The 18,664-nt window shown below is 37.9% G+C and carries 18 protein-coding genes; 5 read left to right on the top strand and 13 right to left on the bottom strand.

What is annotated here, in order from left to right:
- The first annotated feature begins 42 nt into the window (after positions 1-42).
- Together RE431_RS08730 and RE431_RS08725 are read left to right on the top strand one after the other, a co-directional pair.
- Positions 43-2,481, top strand: coding sequence for a TonB-dependent siderophore receptor (locus RE431_RS08730; protein ID WP_309561601.1), 2,439 nt, complete (start codon positions 43-45; stop codon positions 2,479-2,481).
- Positions 2,482-2,531: 50 nt separating this feature from the next.
- The gene (locus RE431_RS08725) at positions 2,532-3,653 is read left to right on the top strand and encodes a PepSY-associated TM helix domain-containing protein (protein ID WP_309561600.1); all 1,122 of its coding nucleotides are present in this window, start codon (positions 2,532-2,534) and stop codon (positions 3,651-3,653) included.
- Positions 3,654-3,661: 8 nt separating this feature from the next.
- Here RE431_RS08725 and RE431_RS08720 read toward each other — a convergent pair whose 3' ends face one another.
- Complete coding sequence (locus tag RE431_RS08720) at positions 3,662-4,018, bottom strand: phage holin family protein (protein WP_309561599.1); 357 nt, start codon at positions 4,016-4,018, stop codon at positions 3,662-3,664.
- Between the two features lie 72 nt (positions 4,019-4,090).
- Positions 4,091-4,723, bottom strand: a complete 633-nt coding sequence (locus tag RE431_RS08715) for a SanA/YdcF family protein (protein WP_309561598.1) — start codon at positions 4,721-4,723, stop codon at positions 4,091-4,093.
- 128 nt (positions 4,724-4,851) lie between these two features.
- Here RE431_RS08715 and RE431_RS08710 point away from each other — a divergent pair, with 128 nt between their 5' ends.
- Entirely contained in the window at positions 4,852-5,484 is a 633-nt protein-coding gene (locus RE431_RS08710) for an NAD(P)H-dependent oxidoreductase (RefSeq protein ID WP_309561597.1), read from the top strand.
- Here RE431_RS08710 and ribB read toward each other — a convergent pair.
- From ribB to RE431_RS08655, 11 genes are all read right to left on the bottom strand, one after another.
- Positions 5,481-6,629 carry a 3,4-dihydroxy-2-butanone-4-phosphate synthase gene (gene ribB, locus RE431_RS08705; RefSeq protein ID WP_309561596.1) on the bottom strand — a complete coding sequence of 383 codons (1,149 nt, stop codon included), beginning with the start codon at positions 6,627-6,629 and terminating at the stop codon, positions 5,481-5,483. The genes RE431_RS08710 and ribB overlap by 4 nt on opposite strands.
- Before the next feature lie 29 nt (positions 6,630-6,658).
- Entirely contained in the window at positions 6,659-8,038 is a 1,380-nt protein-coding gene (locus RE431_RS08700; RefSeq protein ID WP_408914511.1) for an LptF/LptG family permease, read from the bottom strand.
- Positions 8,039-8,108: 70 nt separating this feature from the next.
- The gene (gene lolA1, locus RE431_RS08695; RefSeq protein ID WP_309561594.1) at positions 8,109-8,750 is read right to left on the bottom strand and encodes an outer membrane lipoprotein periplasmic chaperone LolA1; all 642 of its coding nucleotides are present in this window, start codon (positions 8,748-8,750) and stop codon (positions 8,109-8,111) included.
- Positions 8,751-8,759: 9 nt separating this feature from the next.
- Positions 8,760-11,135 carry a DNA translocase FtsK gene (locus RE431_RS08690; protein ID WP_309561593.1) on the bottom strand — a complete coding sequence of 792 codons (2,376 nt, stop codon included), beginning with the start codon at positions 11,133-11,135 and terminating at the stop codon, positions 8,760-8,762.
- A 144-nt stretch (positions 11,136-11,279) separates the two neighbouring features.
- Positions 11,280-11,642 carry a diacylglycerol kinase gene (locus RE431_RS08685; RefSeq protein WP_309561592.1) on the bottom strand — a complete coding sequence of 121 codons (363 nt, stop codon included), beginning with the start codon at positions 11,640-11,642 and terminating at the stop codon, positions 11,280-11,282.
- On the bottom strand, positions 11,642-12,142 hold the full coding sequence (gene tpx, locus RE431_RS08680) for a thiol peroxidase (protein ID WP_309561591.1): 501 nt from the start codon (positions 12,140-12,142) through the stop codon (positions 11,642-11,644). The genes RE431_RS08685 and tpx overlap by 1 nt, the downstream gene beginning before the upstream one ends.
- A 125-nt stretch (positions 12,143-12,267) precedes the next feature.
- A complete protein-coding gene (locus tag RE431_RS08675; RefSeq protein ID WP_309561590.1) occupies positions 12,268-12,516 on the bottom strand; it encodes a DUF6952 family protein in 249 nt (82 codons plus the stop codon).
- Entirely contained in the window at positions 12,497-12,811 is a 315-nt protein-coding gene (locus RE431_RS08670; RefSeq protein WP_309561589.1) for a thioredoxin family protein, read from the bottom strand. The genes RE431_RS08675 and RE431_RS08670 overlap by 20 nt, the downstream gene beginning before the upstream one ends.
- Positions 12,812-12,851: 40 nt before the next feature.
- Positions 12,852-13,490 (bottom strand): peroxiredoxin, encoded by a 639-nt coding sequence (locus RE431_RS08665; RefSeq protein WP_309561588.1) that lies wholly within the window; start codon positions 13,488-13,490, stop codon positions 12,852-12,854.
- Between the two features lie 201 nt (positions 13,491-13,691).
- Positions 13,692-15,164 (bottom strand): Na+/H+ antiporter NhaC, encoded by a 1,473-nt coding sequence (gene nhaC / locus RE431_RS08660; RefSeq protein WP_309561587.1) that lies wholly within the window; start codon positions 15,162-15,164, stop codon positions 13,692-13,694.
- Between the two features lie 160 nt (positions 15,165-15,324).
- Positions 15,325-16,539, bottom strand: coding sequence for an aminotransferase class I/II-fold pyridoxal phosphate-dependent enzyme (locus tag RE431_RS08655; RefSeq protein WP_309561586.1), 1,215 nt, complete (start codon positions 16,537-16,539; stop codon positions 15,325-15,327).
- A 155-nt stretch (positions 16,540-16,694) separates the two neighbouring features.
- On the opposite strand from RE431_RS08655, the gene RE431_RS08650 reads away from it, so the two are divergent.
- Together RE431_RS08650 and lpdA are read left to right on the top strand one after the other, a co-directional pair.
- Positions 16,695-17,153, top strand: a complete 459-nt coding sequence (locus RE431_RS08650; RefSeq protein WP_309561585.1) for an Lrp/AsnC family transcriptional regulator — start codon at positions 16,695-16,697, stop codon at positions 17,151-17,153.
- A gap of 99 nt (positions 17,154-17,252) precedes the next feature.
- A complete protein-coding gene (lpdA, locus tag RE431_RS08645) occupies positions 17,253-18,656 on the top strand; it encodes a dihydrolipoyl dehydrogenase (protein ID WP_309561584.1) in 1,404 nt (467 codons plus the stop codon).
- The last annotated feature ends 8 nt before the right edge of the window (positions 18,657-18,664 follow it).

Genomic DNA, 18,664 nt, shown 5'->3' with positions numbered 1-18,664 from the left:
TTTGCGACTCTATTTATAATAAGTCTGAATAAAATTAAAGTGATGAATAAAAAATTACTACTCATACTAATGCTAATCACCAGTGCTGGATTCGCCCAGAATTCAGGCGGATTGCAAGGATTAGTAACTACTGAAAAGGGACAGGGAATTTCAGAAGCAAATGTAGATATTCAGGGAACAGGCATTGGAACTGAAACATCTGAGGATGGTTCTTTCCAGATCGAAAATGTGCCTGTTGGAAATTATCTTCTTAGAATATCATACGTTGGTTATAGGCCTAGCCAGATCGCAATTTCAATTAATCCTGGAAAAGTAACTCAGCTCCCAAATATCATTTTAAGAACCTCTCAGGAAGAACTTGGGGAGGTCGTGATCAATGGAAACGGAAATGCCAACAAGTTTAATCGTGAAAAAAGCCTTTACGTCTCTAAGCTACCATTAAAGAATATTGAAAATCCTCAAGTATACGATAATATCACCGCTGAGCTTTTATCTGAACAGGTAGTGACAAATTTTGATGATGCTTTAAAAAACAGTTCAGGGATTACAAAATTATGGGAATCTACCGGTAGAGGAGGTGATGGTGCAGGTTATTACTCTTTAAGAGGTTTTCCGGTTCAACCAACTTTAGTTAACGGGTTGCCCGCTATTACGAATGGAAGTCCGGATCCTGCAAATATTGAAAATATTGAAGTGATCAAAGGTCCCTCTGGAACTTTATATGGAAGTAGTCTTATTTCTTATGGAGGTTTAATAAACATTACTACCAAACGACCATACGATTACTTTGGAGGAAATCTAAGTTATACACTTGGAAGCTTCGGTTTGAATCGTATTACTGCAGATATTAATACACCTTTAGATGAAGATGGAGATGTTGCTATAAGAGTGAATACTGCTTACCAGACCGTAAATTCCTTTCAGGACGCCGGTTTTTCTAAATCTCTATTTGTTGCACCATCCTTGAAGTATACGGTAAATGACAGGTTGGACTTCCTTGTTAATACAGAATTTTATGATGGGGAAACCACGAATCCAACCATGCTTTTTGTAGATAGGGGTGCTCCGCTTACAGTTACGAATATTGAAGAACTGGGTTATGATACTAACAGGTCTTACACAAGTAATGATCTTACCCTGGAAAACCCTACTTTCAGTCTCCAGGGGCAGATGAATTACCAGCTTTCTGATAAGTGGACTTCTCAAACAGTAGTTTCGCGAGGTAATACAAAATCAAAAGGTTATTATTCTTATCTCTATGAATCTACTCGTTTCTATGAGAACCTGGACCAGGGGGTGGTATTCTCTAGATTTATGAATAATCAGAATTCAACTACTCTTACAACAGATCTACAGCAGAATTTCATTGGTGATTTTGAACTCTTCGGAATGCGGAATAGAGTTGTAACCGGTCTGGATTATTTTCAAAGAGAAACTATAGACAATGGCACAGGATATATAGGCAATGGGAGTGTTTATATTGGAAATGCGAGTCTGCAGAATGTTAATGAGAGCGTTTTTGGTATAACAGACGAAGCAAATTATATCATCAATTCTGACAGCGGAATTCTTTCTACAGCGGCGGTAGATGCACTGCTCGAGAATACCAATAGAAATAATAATACCACCAAGGAGGATATTTACAGTGCTTATGTATCTAATGTTTTAAACATAACTCCGGCATTATCTGCCATGGCGAGCTTACGTATAGATCAGTTTGAAAATGATAGTAATAGCCAGACAGCTCTTTCCCCAAAATTCGGTGTGGTATACCAGCCGGTGATTGATAAGGTTTCCATATTTGCCAATTATATGGATGGTTTTAGTAATGTGGCTCCTTCAGAAGCCATCAATCAGGAAACAGGAGAAACAAGGCGGATCACTTTTGATCCTGAACACGCTTCGCAATTTGAATTTGGTACAAAACTGAATTTTTTCAATGATAAGTTATTTGCTACCCTGAGCTATTATGATATCCAGGTGGAGAATATTGTTCTCGGAAGCGGATTTGAAGTGACCCAGGACGGAACACAATATAGCCGCGGATTTGAAGCCAGGCTTACCGCAAGTCCGGTAAATGGATTAAATATCGTGGCCGGATTTAGTCATAACGATAGCGAAGTGACCGAAGCCGCCGAAAACGATGATTTCCTGGGAAGAAGACCTGAATCTGCAGGACCGGAAAACCTGGCGAACCTTTGGGCAAGCTATAGATTTTCTGAAGGTATTGCTAACGGTTTCGGATTTGGTTTCGGTGGAAATTATGCTAGTGAGAATATAATTTTCAACAGAAATCTCGCGGGAATATTTACGCTGCCTTCATATACTATTTTGAATGCTGCGGTTTTTTATGATGTAGATAAATTTTCCATTAATCTTAAACTGAATAATCTAACGAACGAAGATTATTTCAACGGTTGGTCTACGATCAATCCTCAGGCACCTAGAAATTTTGCTGCTGCCCTTACTTATAAATTTTAGAATGGAATTAGCCAGAGACCGTCTAAAGGCGGTCTCTATTTTTTAGAATTATGAAGAAAAATAAGAATAAAAAATTATTGAAGAAATGGGCGGGTAGGTTGCATCTCTGGTTAGGTTTGCTCACGGGTCTGATTGTTTTGATTGTAGCTTTAACCGGTTGCATTTACGTTTTTCACGATGAGATCAAAGATGCTTTGTATGACTACCGGTTTGTTGAAGAACAAAAGGTAGATTACCTTCCTCCATCTGAGATCAAAAATATAGTTCAGGAGAATTATCCCGGAACCACAGATGATTTTGTACTCTATGTTGGGAAAGATCGGCCAGTGGCAGTCTACGGAGTTCATGAAGAAACACTCTATTACTACTACCTAAATCCATATACAGGCGAATTTTTATATGCGCAGGACTTTACCAAAGATTTCTTCGAAATAGTGAAAGCCTTGCATATGTACCTTTTATTGCCACAGGATATTGGCAGACAGGTAGTAGGAGTTTCTACGATCATTTTTATACTCATGTTGATCACAGGTATTATTCTTTGGTGGCCTAAAAAGTTGAAAAACCTGAAAAAAAGTCTGAAGATCAAATGGAATGCGAGATGGAGAAGGCTTAATTATGACCTTCATAATATCAGCGGATTCTATCTTCATATTCTCGCACTCATCGTGGCCATAACAGGACTATATTTTTCTTATGACTGGGTTAAAAGCGGAATTTACTTCGTGGGAAATCTGGGTGAAGATGTGCAAACCGATCATCATATAGAAGATATTGAGCAAAAAGAACGAATTCCTGAAGAACCTATTGATATTGCTTTTTTTGAAACCATAAAATTAGCTCCGGAAAATGAAATGTATTTTGTCTGGACTGAAGGTGATGATCATCCTGTGGTTACCGGTGCGTATCCAGAGTCACTGGATTATGACCATCAGGCTAATTACTATTTTCATCCGCAAACTGCTGAATTGCTTCAGGAGCAGACATATGCTTCAAAAAGTACTGGTATGAAATTACAGGAGATGAGTTATGGGATTCATACCGGCCAGTATTTCGGATTGACAGGTAAGATCATAGCGTTCATACTTAGTTTATTTGTCGCTTCTTTACCTATTTCTGGTTTCGTGATCTGGTGGGGAAGAAAAAACCGGATGAAGCATCTCACCCGGTAATTGATATTCTAAAAAAGTATGGCATCTACAACTCCGCCTACAATGGCGATTAAAATTGCTAACCAAAGAGATGGCCAGAATCCTTCAGTTTTAAAATCTGAAGTTAGCTTATCTGCGATTTCAATAACGATCGCGTAGGCGATAACCCTTGTAATAAAGCCAAGACCGAGAAAGTAGAAGATTCCTAAAGTTGCAATATTCAGTATTGCGGTTAGTAGCCAGCTAAGTAAAAAGCTAAGTACACCAATGATCAACGCAACTATAATCGCAGATTTAAAACCTTCTAAATGTACTTTGCTTATAAATTTTGCTGCAACTAGAAGAACTACAGCATCAATGAGAATATGAATTAACCATTGAATCATATTTTTTGGGTTTTAGAAGTTAGTACTCTAATATACCAAAAAATGAAAACTGAAAGAATTTAGTGAAATTTACTAATTTAGCCTTGCTTCAAGTGTACGTGGTTCTTTTTTTAGAAGAACTTCCCAGAGAGCCTTCAAATTGGCCAGTTTTTCTCGTTGTTTTAAACGGTATTCCGTTTGGTAAGCACGTTGATCGGCGGCAAAGCCACGGTAGTCTAAGCCAAGGTTTTTTGCAATGAATAAAGCTCTGGGTAAATGAAATTTCTGAGTGACCACGATGGCACTTTCAACTTCAAAAAGTTTACCAGCTCTATACATACTATCATAGGTGTCCAGGCCTGCATGATCTGATATAATAAGACTTTTGTCAATTCCATTTTCTTCCAGGTAGCCAACCATAGCAGCAACTTCGTTATAATCTTCGCTACGATGATCTCCAGTAACCAGGAAGTTATTCACTTTATTTTTTTCAAATAATTTGATGGCAGTATCCACCCGATCTTTTAAAATAGGAGATAGTTTCCCATCGGCATGCACACTTGCGCCAAGAATGATCACAGTTCTGGCAGGAGGCACATTAGACATGTTGTCGTAGATAAGTCCGGCAGTTTGCCTTTGAAAGATAGCTTCAATTCCCAGGATCACGAAAATGATGAGAACCAGACCAATAACACTAGCGAGAATTATTTTTTTTAGCCGCTTCATGAAGGATTGATGAATAATTGTATACCGAAGATAGCCATAATAATTGGATGTATCAGATTAATCTATGCGCTAACGACAGTCTAACCTCATACATTGTGTACATTTGTAAAATATTATTTTAACTGGTTATGAGTAATATAAAAGCTTTGAATTGGCGCTACGCCACCAAAAAATTTAACGATAATAAAATTCTTTCCGAAGAAAAGATCAGGGTTCTTAAACAGGCTTTCAATCTTACGGCAACATCATACGGTCTTCAACCATTGAAGATGCTTATTATTTCGAATAAAGAAACCCAAAAACAACTCAAGGAATTTTCTTTTAATCAGAATCAGGTTGATACCGCTTCACATGTTCTTGTTATATGCATTGAAAATAAAGTTGATGAAGAATTCATCAAGAATTATTTCAAGAGGGTGAAGCATGTTAGAGAAACACCTGAAGAAATCCTGAAACCTTTCCACGATTTCCTGGTAGACGATTTTAAAACTAAAGAAGTTGAAGAAATTGAATCATGGGCAATTAATCAGGCTTATCTAGCGCTCGGAACCTTACTTACAGTTTGCGCAGCTGAAGAAATTGATGCCTGCCCAATGGAAGGTTTTGAACCTGAAAAATATGATGAATTTCTAAAACTTCACGACAGGAATTTACGATCGGTTCTTGTGCTTCCTGTAGGTTATAGAGCAGAAGACGATATGTTCTCTAAGTTCAAAAAAGTACGCAGACCTTTGGATGAGGTTATAATCGAATTTGATTAGTAAGAAACGTATTCTGTAATTTCCAATCCGTAACCAATCATTCCAACTCTCTTGGTTTGTTGAGTATTAGAAAGTAACCTGATCTTATGAATTTCAAGGTCATGTAGGATCTGTGCTCCAATACCAAAATCCTTATTATCCATTTTTACCGGAGGTGCTTTCATAGCCCCGGTTTTCTGACTTTCTTTTAACTCAGACAGCCTGCTTAACAAGTTTGGAGATTGGTTAGCCGGGTTTATAAATACGATGGCTCCACGGCCTTCATCATTGATGGCTTTAAACATTCCATCCAGCTTTTTATCTGGATTGTTCGTAAGTGTCCCAAGGATATCGTTGTTCACAAGAGTTGAATTCACACGAACCATAATCTCTTCGTTTGGTTTCCAAGAGCCTTTAGAAAGGGCAACATGTACTTGTGAATTTGTAGTTTGCTTGTAAGCTCTTAGTCTGAATTTCCCGAATCTTGTTTCCAGTTCGAAATCTTCTTTCTTTTCGATCAATGAGTCATGCTGCATTCTATAAGCAACAAGATCTTCAATTGAAACGACCTTAAGATCAAATTTCTTGGCAACTTCCATCAGCTGTGGAAGTCTGGCCATTGTTCCATCTTCATTCATGATCTCTACAATCACTCCGGCTGGCTGGAAACCGGCAAGCCTGGCAAAATCTATAGCAGCTTCCGTGTGACCTGTACGTCTTAATACTCCACCTTCCTTAGCTTTTAAAGGAAAGATATGTCCGGGTCTGTTAAGGTCCTGAGGTTTCACTTCAGGATCTATAAGTGCTTCTACGGTTTTAGCACGATCTGAGGCTGAAATGCCTGTGGTAACGCCTTTTCCGCGAAGATCTACAGAGATGGTAAAGGCAGTTTCCATAGGATCGGTATTATTACCAACCATCATCTCGAGTTTAAGCTCGTTACACCTGGCTTCGGTAAGAGGCGCGCAAATAAGTCCGCGGCCATGAGTAGCCATGAAGTTGATCATTTCCGGAGTTACTTTTTCAGCAGCTGCTAAAAAATCTCCTTCATTTTCACGATCAATATCATCTACAACAATAATCACCTTTCCGGCACGAATATCATCAATAGCTTCCTGAATATTATCCAGTTTTATTGAGTATTGATTGTTTTCCACCTGAGCCATAACATCTTATTTTATGGCTGCAAAGATATTTATTCTGTTTTACTTTTGTCCTTGAAAAGGCCGGCTTTTTTGAAGAGTTTTTTAATAGGTTCCGTGATGTTATCGAATACAAAAAGTCCCTGATCTGTGGTTGCTCTATAGGTGAGATAAATTCCTAGAGGCAACATGATAAATGTGGAAAGCCAGGTAGCGATAAATGCCGGGACACTACCGTCCTCAGCAGAGTTTTTGGCAAATATCCCGATAAAGTGATAAGTAAGGAATAAAAGGATCGCTACTACAATTGGCAAACCTATTCCACCTTTTCTAATGATGGCTCCTAAAGGTGCTCCTACAAAGAATAATACGATACATGCGATTGATAAAGCATATTTCTCGTGTAAAGCGATTTCAAATTTGTTGACCTGTTGCACACTTCGCTTGAATTCCTGCTTTTTCATACCTAAATGGGCGAGGGAGGAGTTCACACTTCCTAATGCAAGATTGGTGATCTGAGCGCCATCATAAACATTGTAATGAGATAATACTCCTTCTTCGAAGGCTATAAGTGTATCTTTAGGTTTATAGTTTAACCGAATGGTTTGTATTCCGGTACGATTATACATCGATTCCTTGAACTCAGCCATTTTACTATTGTAAGCAACTGAAAAGGAATCTATACTTTCATCAAGTTCAGATATCTTAAGCATTCCGTGAGTGGAACTGTAGCTCTCATCTTCAAGGTTTACATTATTAAAATCTGAAAGGTCTATATTGATCACATACTCATCAAAATAGCTTTTCATGAAAGGCTTGTTCTTTCGCTTTTCGTAATCACTGGGTTTGATTTCGTCGTAATAATTTCCTTCTTTTAGAATAAGTGATAGAACGTCAGACTCTGTACTTCCAACCAGTTCTCCTTCTTTAGCTTTGATCACGGTAGTGTTTCCACCGGTCTGTTTTTTCTGATGAATGATAACATCAGTCAGATACTGGTCATTCTCACCGGTCTTATCTTCCACTTTGATATTAAATGTTCCGATATCATTAAATATGCCTTCAGAAATTGCCATGGCAGGCTTTAACTGTGCGATATTTTTTCGAAGATTAATCGATTTGAATTCAGCTGCGGGAATCACATTATTAGCAAAAAAGAATGCTACAAAGCTTATAAAAACGATGAATACTGTAAGACTTCTCATGGCTCGACCAAGAGAAATTCCAGAAGATTTCATCGCTGCAAACTCATAATTTTCGGCAAAAGAACCGAAAGTCATAATAGAGGTAAGCAGGATAGTGAGCGGTAATACCAATGGAACCAGTTTGGGAGAGAAATAAAGTAAGAACTTTAAGATCACTTCCGCATCCAGGTCTTTACCAGCAAGTTCACCTATGTACAACCAGATAGTCTGGAGAACAAAGATGAACATGAGTATTATAAAGACCGAGAAAAATGTTTTTAAAAAACTGGTTAGTATGTACCGGTCGAGTATTTTCAATTTAGTCTAGTCTATTGATGTAATAATCGCTGTATCTGTCTTCATTAAAAGTAAACAGGTTTTTGGCTAAAGGTTGATCTGTCTTAAAACTTTTCACCGTGATGGTCACCTTAGTGCCATTTTCCTGCGTCTGAATAAGATTATAAATATGTTTGGTCTGACTATCAATTCCTAGAAGAATATTCTTGATCTCAGCATTGCTGTCTTTTGGAGTAAGCTTTACATACTGGATCTCACGTCCTTTTACATTCTGCGTAATATCCATTTGATAGTTGTATCCATCTTCATAAAAACTAAACATTTTAGATGGAGTAATACTATTATTATCTTCTTCTACGTAATTTGAAATGTTGATCTCTTCATCTTCAGGAATGATCGTATAGATTTTTTTTCCATCAAACATCTGTGTAGTACCCATAAGGTTTAAAACATACTTATCACCTGCAATACTAACATCACCTCTTGTTTCCTGACTTACATTTTCAGCTTTATTCTCTAAAGCGTATTTGAATTCTATAACCATATTGTTATAAGCTTTCACTTTAGATGAAACTGAGTTAAGTAATTTTTCTGCCTTTTGAGAGCTCTGTGCCTGAACGTTCATAGACAAAATTGCAGCCAGGATAAATACTAATTTTTTCATTTTGAATTTTTAATTGTCTGGTTTTTCATTTAAAAGTTGATCTAGTGCCGCAAAATCTGTCACTAAAACCTGTCTCGCCTTGCTTCCTTCAAACGGACCAACGATGCCAGCGGCTTCAAGTTGATCTATTATTCTTCCTGCACGGTTATAGCCAAGTTTTAATTTTCTCTGAAGCAACGAAGCCGAACCTTGCTGGTGCGTCACGATCACTTCTGCGGCCTCGCGGAATAACTTATCCCGCTCGCTCACATCTATATCAAGTCCTGTGCCACTTTCCTCGCTTTCATAGGCCGGAAGCTGGTGCGCATCTGGATATGCCTTTTGCGAACCAATGAACTCTGTGATCTTATCAACTTCTGGAGTATCTACGAATGCACATTGTAATCTCTTTAGATCATTACCTTGCGTAAACAACATATCTCCACGACCAATTAATTGATCTGCTCCCTGGTTATCCAAAATGGTCCTAGAATCAATTTTCGAGGTTACTCTAAATGCGACCCTGGCTGGGAAGTTTGCTTTAATAATACCCGTTATTACGTTTACCGAAGGTCTTTGTGTAGCAATGATAAGATGAATACCAATGGCACGAGCTAGCTGTGCCAGACGTGCGATAGGAGTTTCAACTTCTTTTCCTGCCGTCATGATAAGATCGGCGAACTCATCTACGACCAGCACGATATAGGGTAAAAATTTATGCCCGTCATTCGGGTTAAGCTTTCGAGCCTTGAATTTGGTATTATATTCTTTGATATTACGACACATGGCGTTTTTCAACATGTCATAACGATTGTCCATTTCTATACAAAGTGAATTCAAAGTGTTGATCACCTTTGTATTATCGGTAATAATGGCGTCTTCAGTATCTGGTAGTTTAGCCAGGTAATGCCTTTCAATCTTATTGAATAAAGTAAGTTCTACTTTTTTAGGATCTACCAGGACAAATTTAACTTCCGCCGGATGTTTGCAATAGAGTAGGGAAGTAAGGATCGCATTCAGTCCAACCGATTTACCCTGACCAGTAGCCCCAGCCATAAGCATATGCGGCATTTTTGCAAGATCTACTACAAATGTTTCATTTGAAATAGTTTTCCCAAGTGCAAGTGGTAATTCCATCTCGGCATTCTGAAATTTCGCTGAAGAAATAACAGATCGCATGGAAACGATGCTTGCATTTTTATTCGGAACTTCAATACCAATAGTTCCCCTTCCCGGAATAGGTGCAATGATCCTGATCCCTAATGCTGAAAGTGATAACGCTATATCATCTTCCAGGTTTTTGATCTTGGAAATTCTTATTCCTGCTTCAGGAACTATCTCATAAAGTGTAACTGTAGGCCCAACTGTAGCTTTGATCTGGGCGATCTCAATCTTGTAGTTCTTAAGTGTATCTACAATTCTATTCTTATTTTCTTCTAGTTCTTCCTGGTCTATCGTTATAGAACCACCGTAATCCTTTAATAATTCAATGGTAGGATATTTATAATTCTTCAGTTCTAAAGTAGGATCAAATTCTCCAAAATCTTTGACAAGTTTTTTACTTAGATTATCATCTTCTTCCTCTTCAGGAGCAGCTTCAACCTCCATGGAAACATCTTCTTCCGGTGGAGTGGTTACTTCCATTGCTGGAGATGGTGTTGTTTCTTTTTTCTTTTCAGGCTTATCTTCTGAAAGGTCTACCTGCTTAGCCTTTTCTTCTTCAACCTTAGGTTTTACAACGGTATCTTTCCAGTCTTTTTCCTCTTCGGTTTCAGTGATATTAGACTGATGCTCTTCCATAGCATCTTTCAGTTCTTTTTTTCCGGACTTAAAATAACCACCGATCATTTCAGGAGTTACTTTTAATCTAACAGCCAGATATACTATAAATAAGAAGAGCATTAATAAGGCTGTTCCAAAGAAACCTAGATAATCCTGGATAAAGTCATTGGTTTCAAAGCCAATTCTACCTCCAAGAAGAGCATTCTTTTCCGCGAAAAATCCGAAGAATACAGATAGCCATATCATTACCAGAATACCCCAGAACCAGAATTTTCGAAGGTTTGAACTATTGAACCCAAAGAAAAGGTAGATTCCGCTAAGGAGTACGAGAAAGGCAATAGAGAAGGAAGCAAGTCCGAATCCCTGATAAATGAAAAAATCACTTACAGTAGCACCGAATTTGCTTAACCAGTTCCTGGCTTCTATTTCACGATTTCCAAATTCATTAAGAATACTTTGATCTGCCTGCCAGTTAAAAAGGAAAGAAACAAAGGCTACAATTAATGCAAGGCCAAAAAGCATTAGGAAACTACCGAGAACCACTTTCTGCTGCCTGTTCAGCTTAAGTGAGAGATTGCGTGATTTTTTGGCGGTTTTCTTAGTCTTAGCTTTCTTTTTAGCCATACGTAGGTTAAAGGATTTCAGCAAAAATACAAATTAGCCTTTTCCAAAATAAGGAAAAAAAACTTCAATTTTAAAAGTATGGTAAAAAACAACCTATTGGCTTAAAAATGAAATAAATAAAAGCTGAATAATTTTAGGTTCTAATTATTGAAAATAAGGGTAATAAATAAAAACGGCAATGATCACTGCTATAAGTGCAGAAATGAATACAGCACCCGCCGCGACATCCTTGATATGACCAATTTTATTATGAAAATCTGGATGAACAAAATCTGCCATAGCTTCAATTGCGGTATTTAAACCTTCGGTTGACATCACGAGCCCGATTGCAAAAAACTGAAAAATCCATTCGGTTCTTGAAATCCCGAAATACCATCCGGCTATACAAACAAGAATAGAGATCACAAACTGAACCTGGATACTTGGCTCATGTTTTACCAAAAGCCAGGCTCCTTTGATCGCATATCCTCCTCCTCTGATTCTTTTTCCGAGGAAACTGTTCTTCATTATAATAATGTTTTCAGAGCAGCAAGATAATCTGGTTCATCTTCAATTTTTGAAACCTGTTGTGAATGGATCACATGGCCATTTTCATCTAAAACCAGAACAGCCCGGGATAGAAGTCCTTCAAAAGCACCATCTATCATTTCTACTCCATAGTCTTTACCAAAATTTCTATCTCTGAAATCTGAAAGGTTCGTTACCCTGTCTAAATCCTCGTCGCTCACAAATCTTTGTTGCGCAAAAGGAAGATCTCTAGAGATGCACAAAACTACGGTATTTTTCAATTCTGAAGCTTTTTTATTGAAATTGCGAACAGAAGTCGCACAAACGCCGGTGTCAATACTAGGAAAAATATTCATCACCACCCTTTTTCCTTTAAAATCATCTAGCGTCCCAATTGAAAGATCAGATTTGATCAGCTCAAAATGAGGTGCTTTTTCATCCATTGAGGGAAGGCTACCGTAAGTTGTAACATTTTCTCCTCCAAGTTCAATCTTTGCCATGCTGTTTTTTATATTAGAAATATAAATTTAGAAGATTGTCTTTCGGTTATTACTAAAATTATCATAAAACAACAAGGGCTGTTTCCCAATGAAAACAGCCCTTATGAATTGATTTGTAAAAAGCTTTACTGGTCTATTGAACCCAGAACTTTCTTTACAAAATTGTTGGCAGCATCCCTTTCAGGAACGCCATCCTGTATCATTTTATGAACTTCTACAGCTCCACAAAGATTAGTGATCAACTCACCAACAACATCCATTTGGTCTTCTGTAACTGAACGGTGTTCAGTAAAGCTTTCCAAAACTTCAATTGTATGCTGAAGTTTGATCTCCTCGTTGTTTCTCTGTAAATGTTTAATTACTGGTAACTTCATCAACTAAGTTTTTTAATTGGTCAAACTTATTCGTCTGAACCTGGTTTTTAAAACTTCCATTTTTGAATGTTGCGAAGGTTGGCAGATTATCTACTTTCGCCAGTTTTCTTGATTCCGGAAACTTTTCAGCATCCACAAAAATAAACTGAGCACTCTCATTTTCTTCAGCCAGTTTTTTGAATTTTGGCTTCATCAATCTGCAGTTACCACACCATCCGGCCATATATTGAACCACAACAGTATCATTACTTTCAACAACTTCGCTTAAGTTATCCTGATCTAATTCCTTAATCATAGCAATTTTTTTAGATTCTTAATTTAAGCTTCGCGTCTTCTTAGTTTAAACTAAGGTAAGATGCTACACCTTCGCGGTCTGCGTTCATTGCGTCTTTTCCTTCTTCCCAGTTTGCAGGGCAAACTTCTCCTTTTTCCTGAACGTGAGTGTAAGCATCGATCAATCTTAGGAATTCATTTACGTTTCTTCCTAGTGGCATATGATTAATACCTTCATGAAATACAGTTCCTTCTTCATCGATAAGGTATGTAGCTCTGTAAGTTACATTGTCACCTTCCAAAGTGATTGCTCCGGTTTCGTCATCATAAGTTTCGCTCATGATGTCAAGAATATCAAGTCTTGAACTTAAGTTACGATTAGAATCTGCTAAGATTGGATATTTTACACCTTCAATACCACCATTATCTTTTGGTGTATTTAACCATGCAAAATGAACTTCTGGAGTATCACAAGAAGCTCCGATCACCATAACATTTCTCTTTTCAAATTCTTCCCTTGCGTTTTGAAAAGCATGTAGTTCTGTAGGGCAAACAAAGGTGAAATCTTTCGGGTACCAGAAAAGCAATACTTTCTTGTTATTTTTCTGAGCTTCTTCCAACACATTTAATTTGAAAGTATCTCCCATTTCGTTCATTGCATCTACGCTAAGATTTGGAAATTTTTTTCCTACTAAAGCCATATTGTATCTTGTTTTTAATTAAACTTCTTCTTTTTCTACACCACAAATTTAGCATCTAAAGACGCATTTGAAAGCCAGAAAAATTTTAAAATTTTATTGTTTAATAGGGTATGTCTATCATTCTAGATAATCGCAATAGCTTGCATCTATAATTGTCAAAATATCAGCAATTTAACTTTAGACTGAAGTATTTCGCAAGGATTATTTTTCGGAAAGCATTTTAATTTTTATCCCTACAGCTGCGAATAATAATGTCATAAACGGACTCAGATAATTAAAAAAGGCATAACCTGCATAAGATAATACGGGAACTCCTAGAACGCCACTATGGTACGCTCCACAAGTATTCCATGGTACAAGAACAGAAGTTACGGTTCCGGAATCCTCTAAACTCCGGCTTAAGTTCTCTGGAGCCAGGCCTTTGTCCTTATAAGCTTTAGCGAACATTTTTCCCGGAACTACGATCGCCAGGTACTGGTCTGATGCGGTTACATTTAATGCTAAGCAGCTAAATACCGTACTTGCGAATAATCCGAAAGTAGTATGGAACATATTTAGTAAAGCTTTACTAATCCTGGAAAGCGCTCCAATGGCTTCCATAATTCCACCGAACACCATTGCGCAAATGATTAGCCAGATGGTTCCTAACATTCCTGCCATTCCGCTGGAAGCGAAAAGATCGTTCAGGGCTTCAGAATCTGTTTCTACAGCTGTGTCTACGGTTATTGCATTCATAATGCCTTTATAACCACTAATAAAGTTAAGGTTGTCCATTCCGCTAACCGCAAGCACAATATCCGGCTGGGCGATAAGAGCAGCAACCGCACCCATTAAAGTTCCAATCAATAAAGCGATAAGAGGTGATGTTTTTCTAACGATTAATACAATCACCAGGATTGGAACAACAAATAGCCACGGACTGATATTAAATGCTGCATCAATTGAATCTAAAATTGCTGTTGTATCGGTAGTTCCGCTAGTGTCGAGATTTAATCCGATTATGATAAAGGCGATTATGGTAATGGTAATGGTAGGCACTGTAGTTAATGCCATATATCTAATATGAGTAAAAAGATCTGTTCCTGCCATGGCCGGTGCAAGGTTCGTGGTATCACTTAAAGGAGACATTTTATCCCCGAAATAAGCTCCGGAAAGAATAGCTCCTGCAGTCATACCCAATGAAATTCCTAAAGCATCTGCAATCCCAATCAATGCAATCCCAACTGTTGCTGAAGTAGTCCAGCTACTTCCAGTAGCCAGAGAAATTACTGAACATATGATCACACAGGCAGCAAGGAAAATCGTTGGATTCAGAATTTGAAGTCCGTAGTAGATCATCGTTGGGATAATACCACTTATAAGCCAGGTTCCGGCTAGTGCTCCAACCATCAATAAAATTAAAATCGCACCAGCAGTACTTTGAATATTACCGGCAACTTCATCGATCATCGTATCAAATTTGATCTTATTAAAATAACCAACGATCGCAGCTACTGCACCACCTAAAAGTAAGATAAACTGGTTCGATCCGCTAAGAGCGTCATCACCAAAAACAAAAACATTGAACGCCAGCATGGCGATAAGTGCGAAAACAGGAATGAGTGCTTCCCAGATATTAAGCTCTTTGTTCTCAATAATTGGTTCATTATTAGGATTTGCAGTAGAGTTTTCCATTAAGCTTAATTACTTTATATATGGCAAAATTAAAGCCTCACAGTATTCCTGAATTTCTTCAGAATTACCGTGAGGCTTATCATTTTAAAACCGGTCGTTAATATTGATCATTTTTTTTCTGATCGTAATTTTACGACTTTCGGCTTAATCCTGCAAAATTTTAGACCATTTCAGTATCTAAAACCCCAACTTTAATCATACATTCTTTCATCATTTCATAAGTTCTTGCAATATCATTATCCAAACCTATGGAGAAACGGATCAATCCATCACTTAATCCCATTTCTATCTGTTCTTCCATTGGAATTTCTGAAGAAGTAGAAGTTCCCGGAGCGCTGAACAAAGTTTTATAGAAACCTAAACTTACGGCCAGGTAACCAAGATTTTTTTCCTGCATTAGTTCCATGAGCTCATTTGCTTTATCCAGAGAACCAACATCAATGGTTAACATTCCGCCGAAACCGTATGATTCATTCATCATTTTTTTAAATGTTTCATGACCCGGGTGAGATTCCAATCCAGGGTAAACGGTTTTAAATCCGTCTTCCTGAAATTTACTGGCAAGGTACATAGCGTTGTGGCTGTGTTGCTTCATTCTAATGTGAAGTGTTCTCAGGTTCTTTAATATCGAAGCCGATCTAAAACTATCCATAGTTGGTCCTAAAAGCATTGCTGCCCCGTCATTTACATTCCTTAGATCATTGATAAAATCTTTAGTTCCGCAAACCACACCGCCAACGGTATCACTGCTACCATTTATGAATTTAGTAAGACTGTGTATCACCACATCTGCACCAAGTTTTTGTGGAGTAATAGATAACGGTGAAAAGGTATTGTCTACAACCAGTTTTAGGTTATGCCCTTTGCTAATCCTGGCTAGAACCGGGAGATCTGCAATCTCCAATAGTGGATTGCTTACAGATTCGCAGTAGATAATTTTAGTATTATTTTTTACAGCAGCTTCAACCATTTCCGGTTTTGTGATATCCACAAATGTGGTCTCAATTCCGAATTTAGGTGCGAAGTTTTTCAGGAAAGCATAAGTTCCTCCGTAAACGGTTCTGCTGCATACAATATGATCTCCGGCATTGCACAACTGCATTAATGCTGAAGTGATCGCGCCCATTCCTGAAGCTGAAACATTGGCGGTTTCGGTTCCTTCCATCGCTGCCAAAGCTTCTCCTAAATATAAATTAGAAGGGGAGGAGTGACGTGAATATAAGTAGCAACCTTCTGCATTTCCCTCAAAAGTATCAAACATAGTTTTTGCTGAAAGAAAAGTATAGGTTGAAGAATCTGAGATCGATGGGTTTACACCACCAAATTCCCCGAAGTATTGTAGATCCTGAATACGATCTGCCGGTTTATATTTCATAGTTATAGCTTTGGAATATCAAAATTGGCAGATATCAGTTTTAAAAACAATGATAATTATCAGATACAGAAAATAAATCCTATAATATAGATTTTAATAGATTTAAAATCTATATTTGAAGTAAACAGCAAGGTTTTTATTATAAATTTTAAGTTTTGAAAATAGACGCATTAGATAAAAGGATCCTGAATCATCTTCAACAGGATAGTAAAAAGACAAATAAAGAGATTTCCAACGATCTCGGGCTTTCGGTGACCGCAGTTTATGAAAGGATCAGGAAAATGGAAAGAGCAGGGGTAATACGAAATTATGTTGCGCTTCTAAATCCCGAAATGGTGGAAAAAGGTTTTATGGTATTATGCCAGATTAAACTAACTCAGCATAAAAAGGATTTCCTAACTAAATTCGAAAGGGAAGTAACCAGTCTTCCTGAAGTTATAGAATGCCTTCATGTAAGTGGAGATTTTGACTATATGCTAAAAGTACTGGTTAAAGATATGGATGCATATCGTGAATTCCTGGTAAAAAAACTTACTATCTTAGATCATATTGGTAGTACTAAAAGTATTTTTACGATCAATAAGGTGAAGCAAACTACCGAGGTGATTCTCTAAATCTTAAAATTTTATTATGTCTAATGCTCTACATTGGTCATTGTAGAGAATAGTCGTACTTTTACGATCAATTTTTGAAAAACAAAAAAACACACAATTATGAGTACATATGATGTTGCAGTTATAGGATCAGGACCCGGTGGATATGTAGCCGCCATTCGTTGCGCCCAACTGGGAATGAAAACTGCAATCATAGAAAAATATTCCACGCTTGGTGGAACCTGTCTTAATGTGGGTTGTATCCCAAGTAAGGCACTTTTAGATTCTTCTCACCATTATCATGATGCTATCAAGCATTTTGAAGACCACGGAATTGAAATTCCCGGAGAAGTAAAGCTGAACCTGGAAAAAATGATGGAACGTAAATCTTCAGTGGTAAGCCAGACTTGCGACGGAGTGAAATTCCTGATGGATAAGAATAAGATCGATGTTATCGAAGGAGTTGGTTCTTTTAAAGATAAAACTCATATCAATATCGAAAAGGATGGTGAAACTCAAACTATCGAAGCGAAAAAAACGATTATCGCTACCGGATCTAAGCCGGCAAACCTTCCATTTATAGAACTGGATAAGGAAAGAGTGATCACTTCTACGGAAGCTTTAACGCTGAAAGAAGTTCCAAAACACATGATCGTAATTGGTGGTGGAGTTATTGGATTAGAGCTTGGTCAGGTTTATCGTCGTCTTGGTGCTGAGGTTACTGTTGTTGAATATCTTGATAGAATTATTCCAACGATGGATTCTGCGCTTTCAAAAGAACTTCAGAAAGTATTGAAAAAGCAGGGAATTAAATTCCATACCAGCACCAAAGTGAAGTCGGTTGAAAGAAATGGAGATGAGATCATCATTAAAGCCGATGACAAGAAAGACAAAGAGATCGAACTTAAAGGTGATTACTGCCTTGTTTCTGTAGGTCGACGTCCTTATACAGACGGATTGAATGCGGAAGCTGCAGGAGTGGAGCTAGATGATAAAGGAAGATTGAAAGTTAACGATCACCTTCAAACGAATGTAGATAATATTTACGCGATCGGTGATGTGGTTCGTGGAGCGATGCTTGCTCACAAAGCGGAAGAAGAAGGAACTATGGTTGCTGAATTGATTGCGGGGCAAAAGCCACATATCGATTATAATCTTATACCTGGTGTGGTTTACACCTGGCCAGAGGTTGCGTCAGTTGGAAAGACTGAAGAGCAATTGAAGGAAGAAGGAGTAAAATATAAAGAAGGGAAGTTCCCGATGCGTGCGCTTGGTCGTTCTAGAGCCAGCGGCGACATTGACGGATTGGTAAAGATTCTTGCTGATGAAAAGACCGATGAGGTGCTTGGAGTTCATATGATTGGAGCAAGAACAGCCGATCTTATTGCTGAAGCGGTTACGGCAATGGAATTCAGAGCTTCTGCTGAGGATATCGCGAGAATGTCTCATGCTCACCCGACTTATGCTGAAGCAGTGAAAGAAGCGGCATTGGCAACAACAGAAAATAGAGCTTTGCATATTTAATAGAAATA

This window comes from Christiangramia sediminicola, assembly GCF_031344135.1.
GTDB lineage: Bacteria > Bacteroidota > Bacteroidia > Flavobacteriales > Flavobacteriaceae > Christiangramia > Christiangramia sediminicola.
Note: the sequence above shows the minus strand (reverse complement) of the source record. Positions and strands in the feature narration are given on the sequence as shown.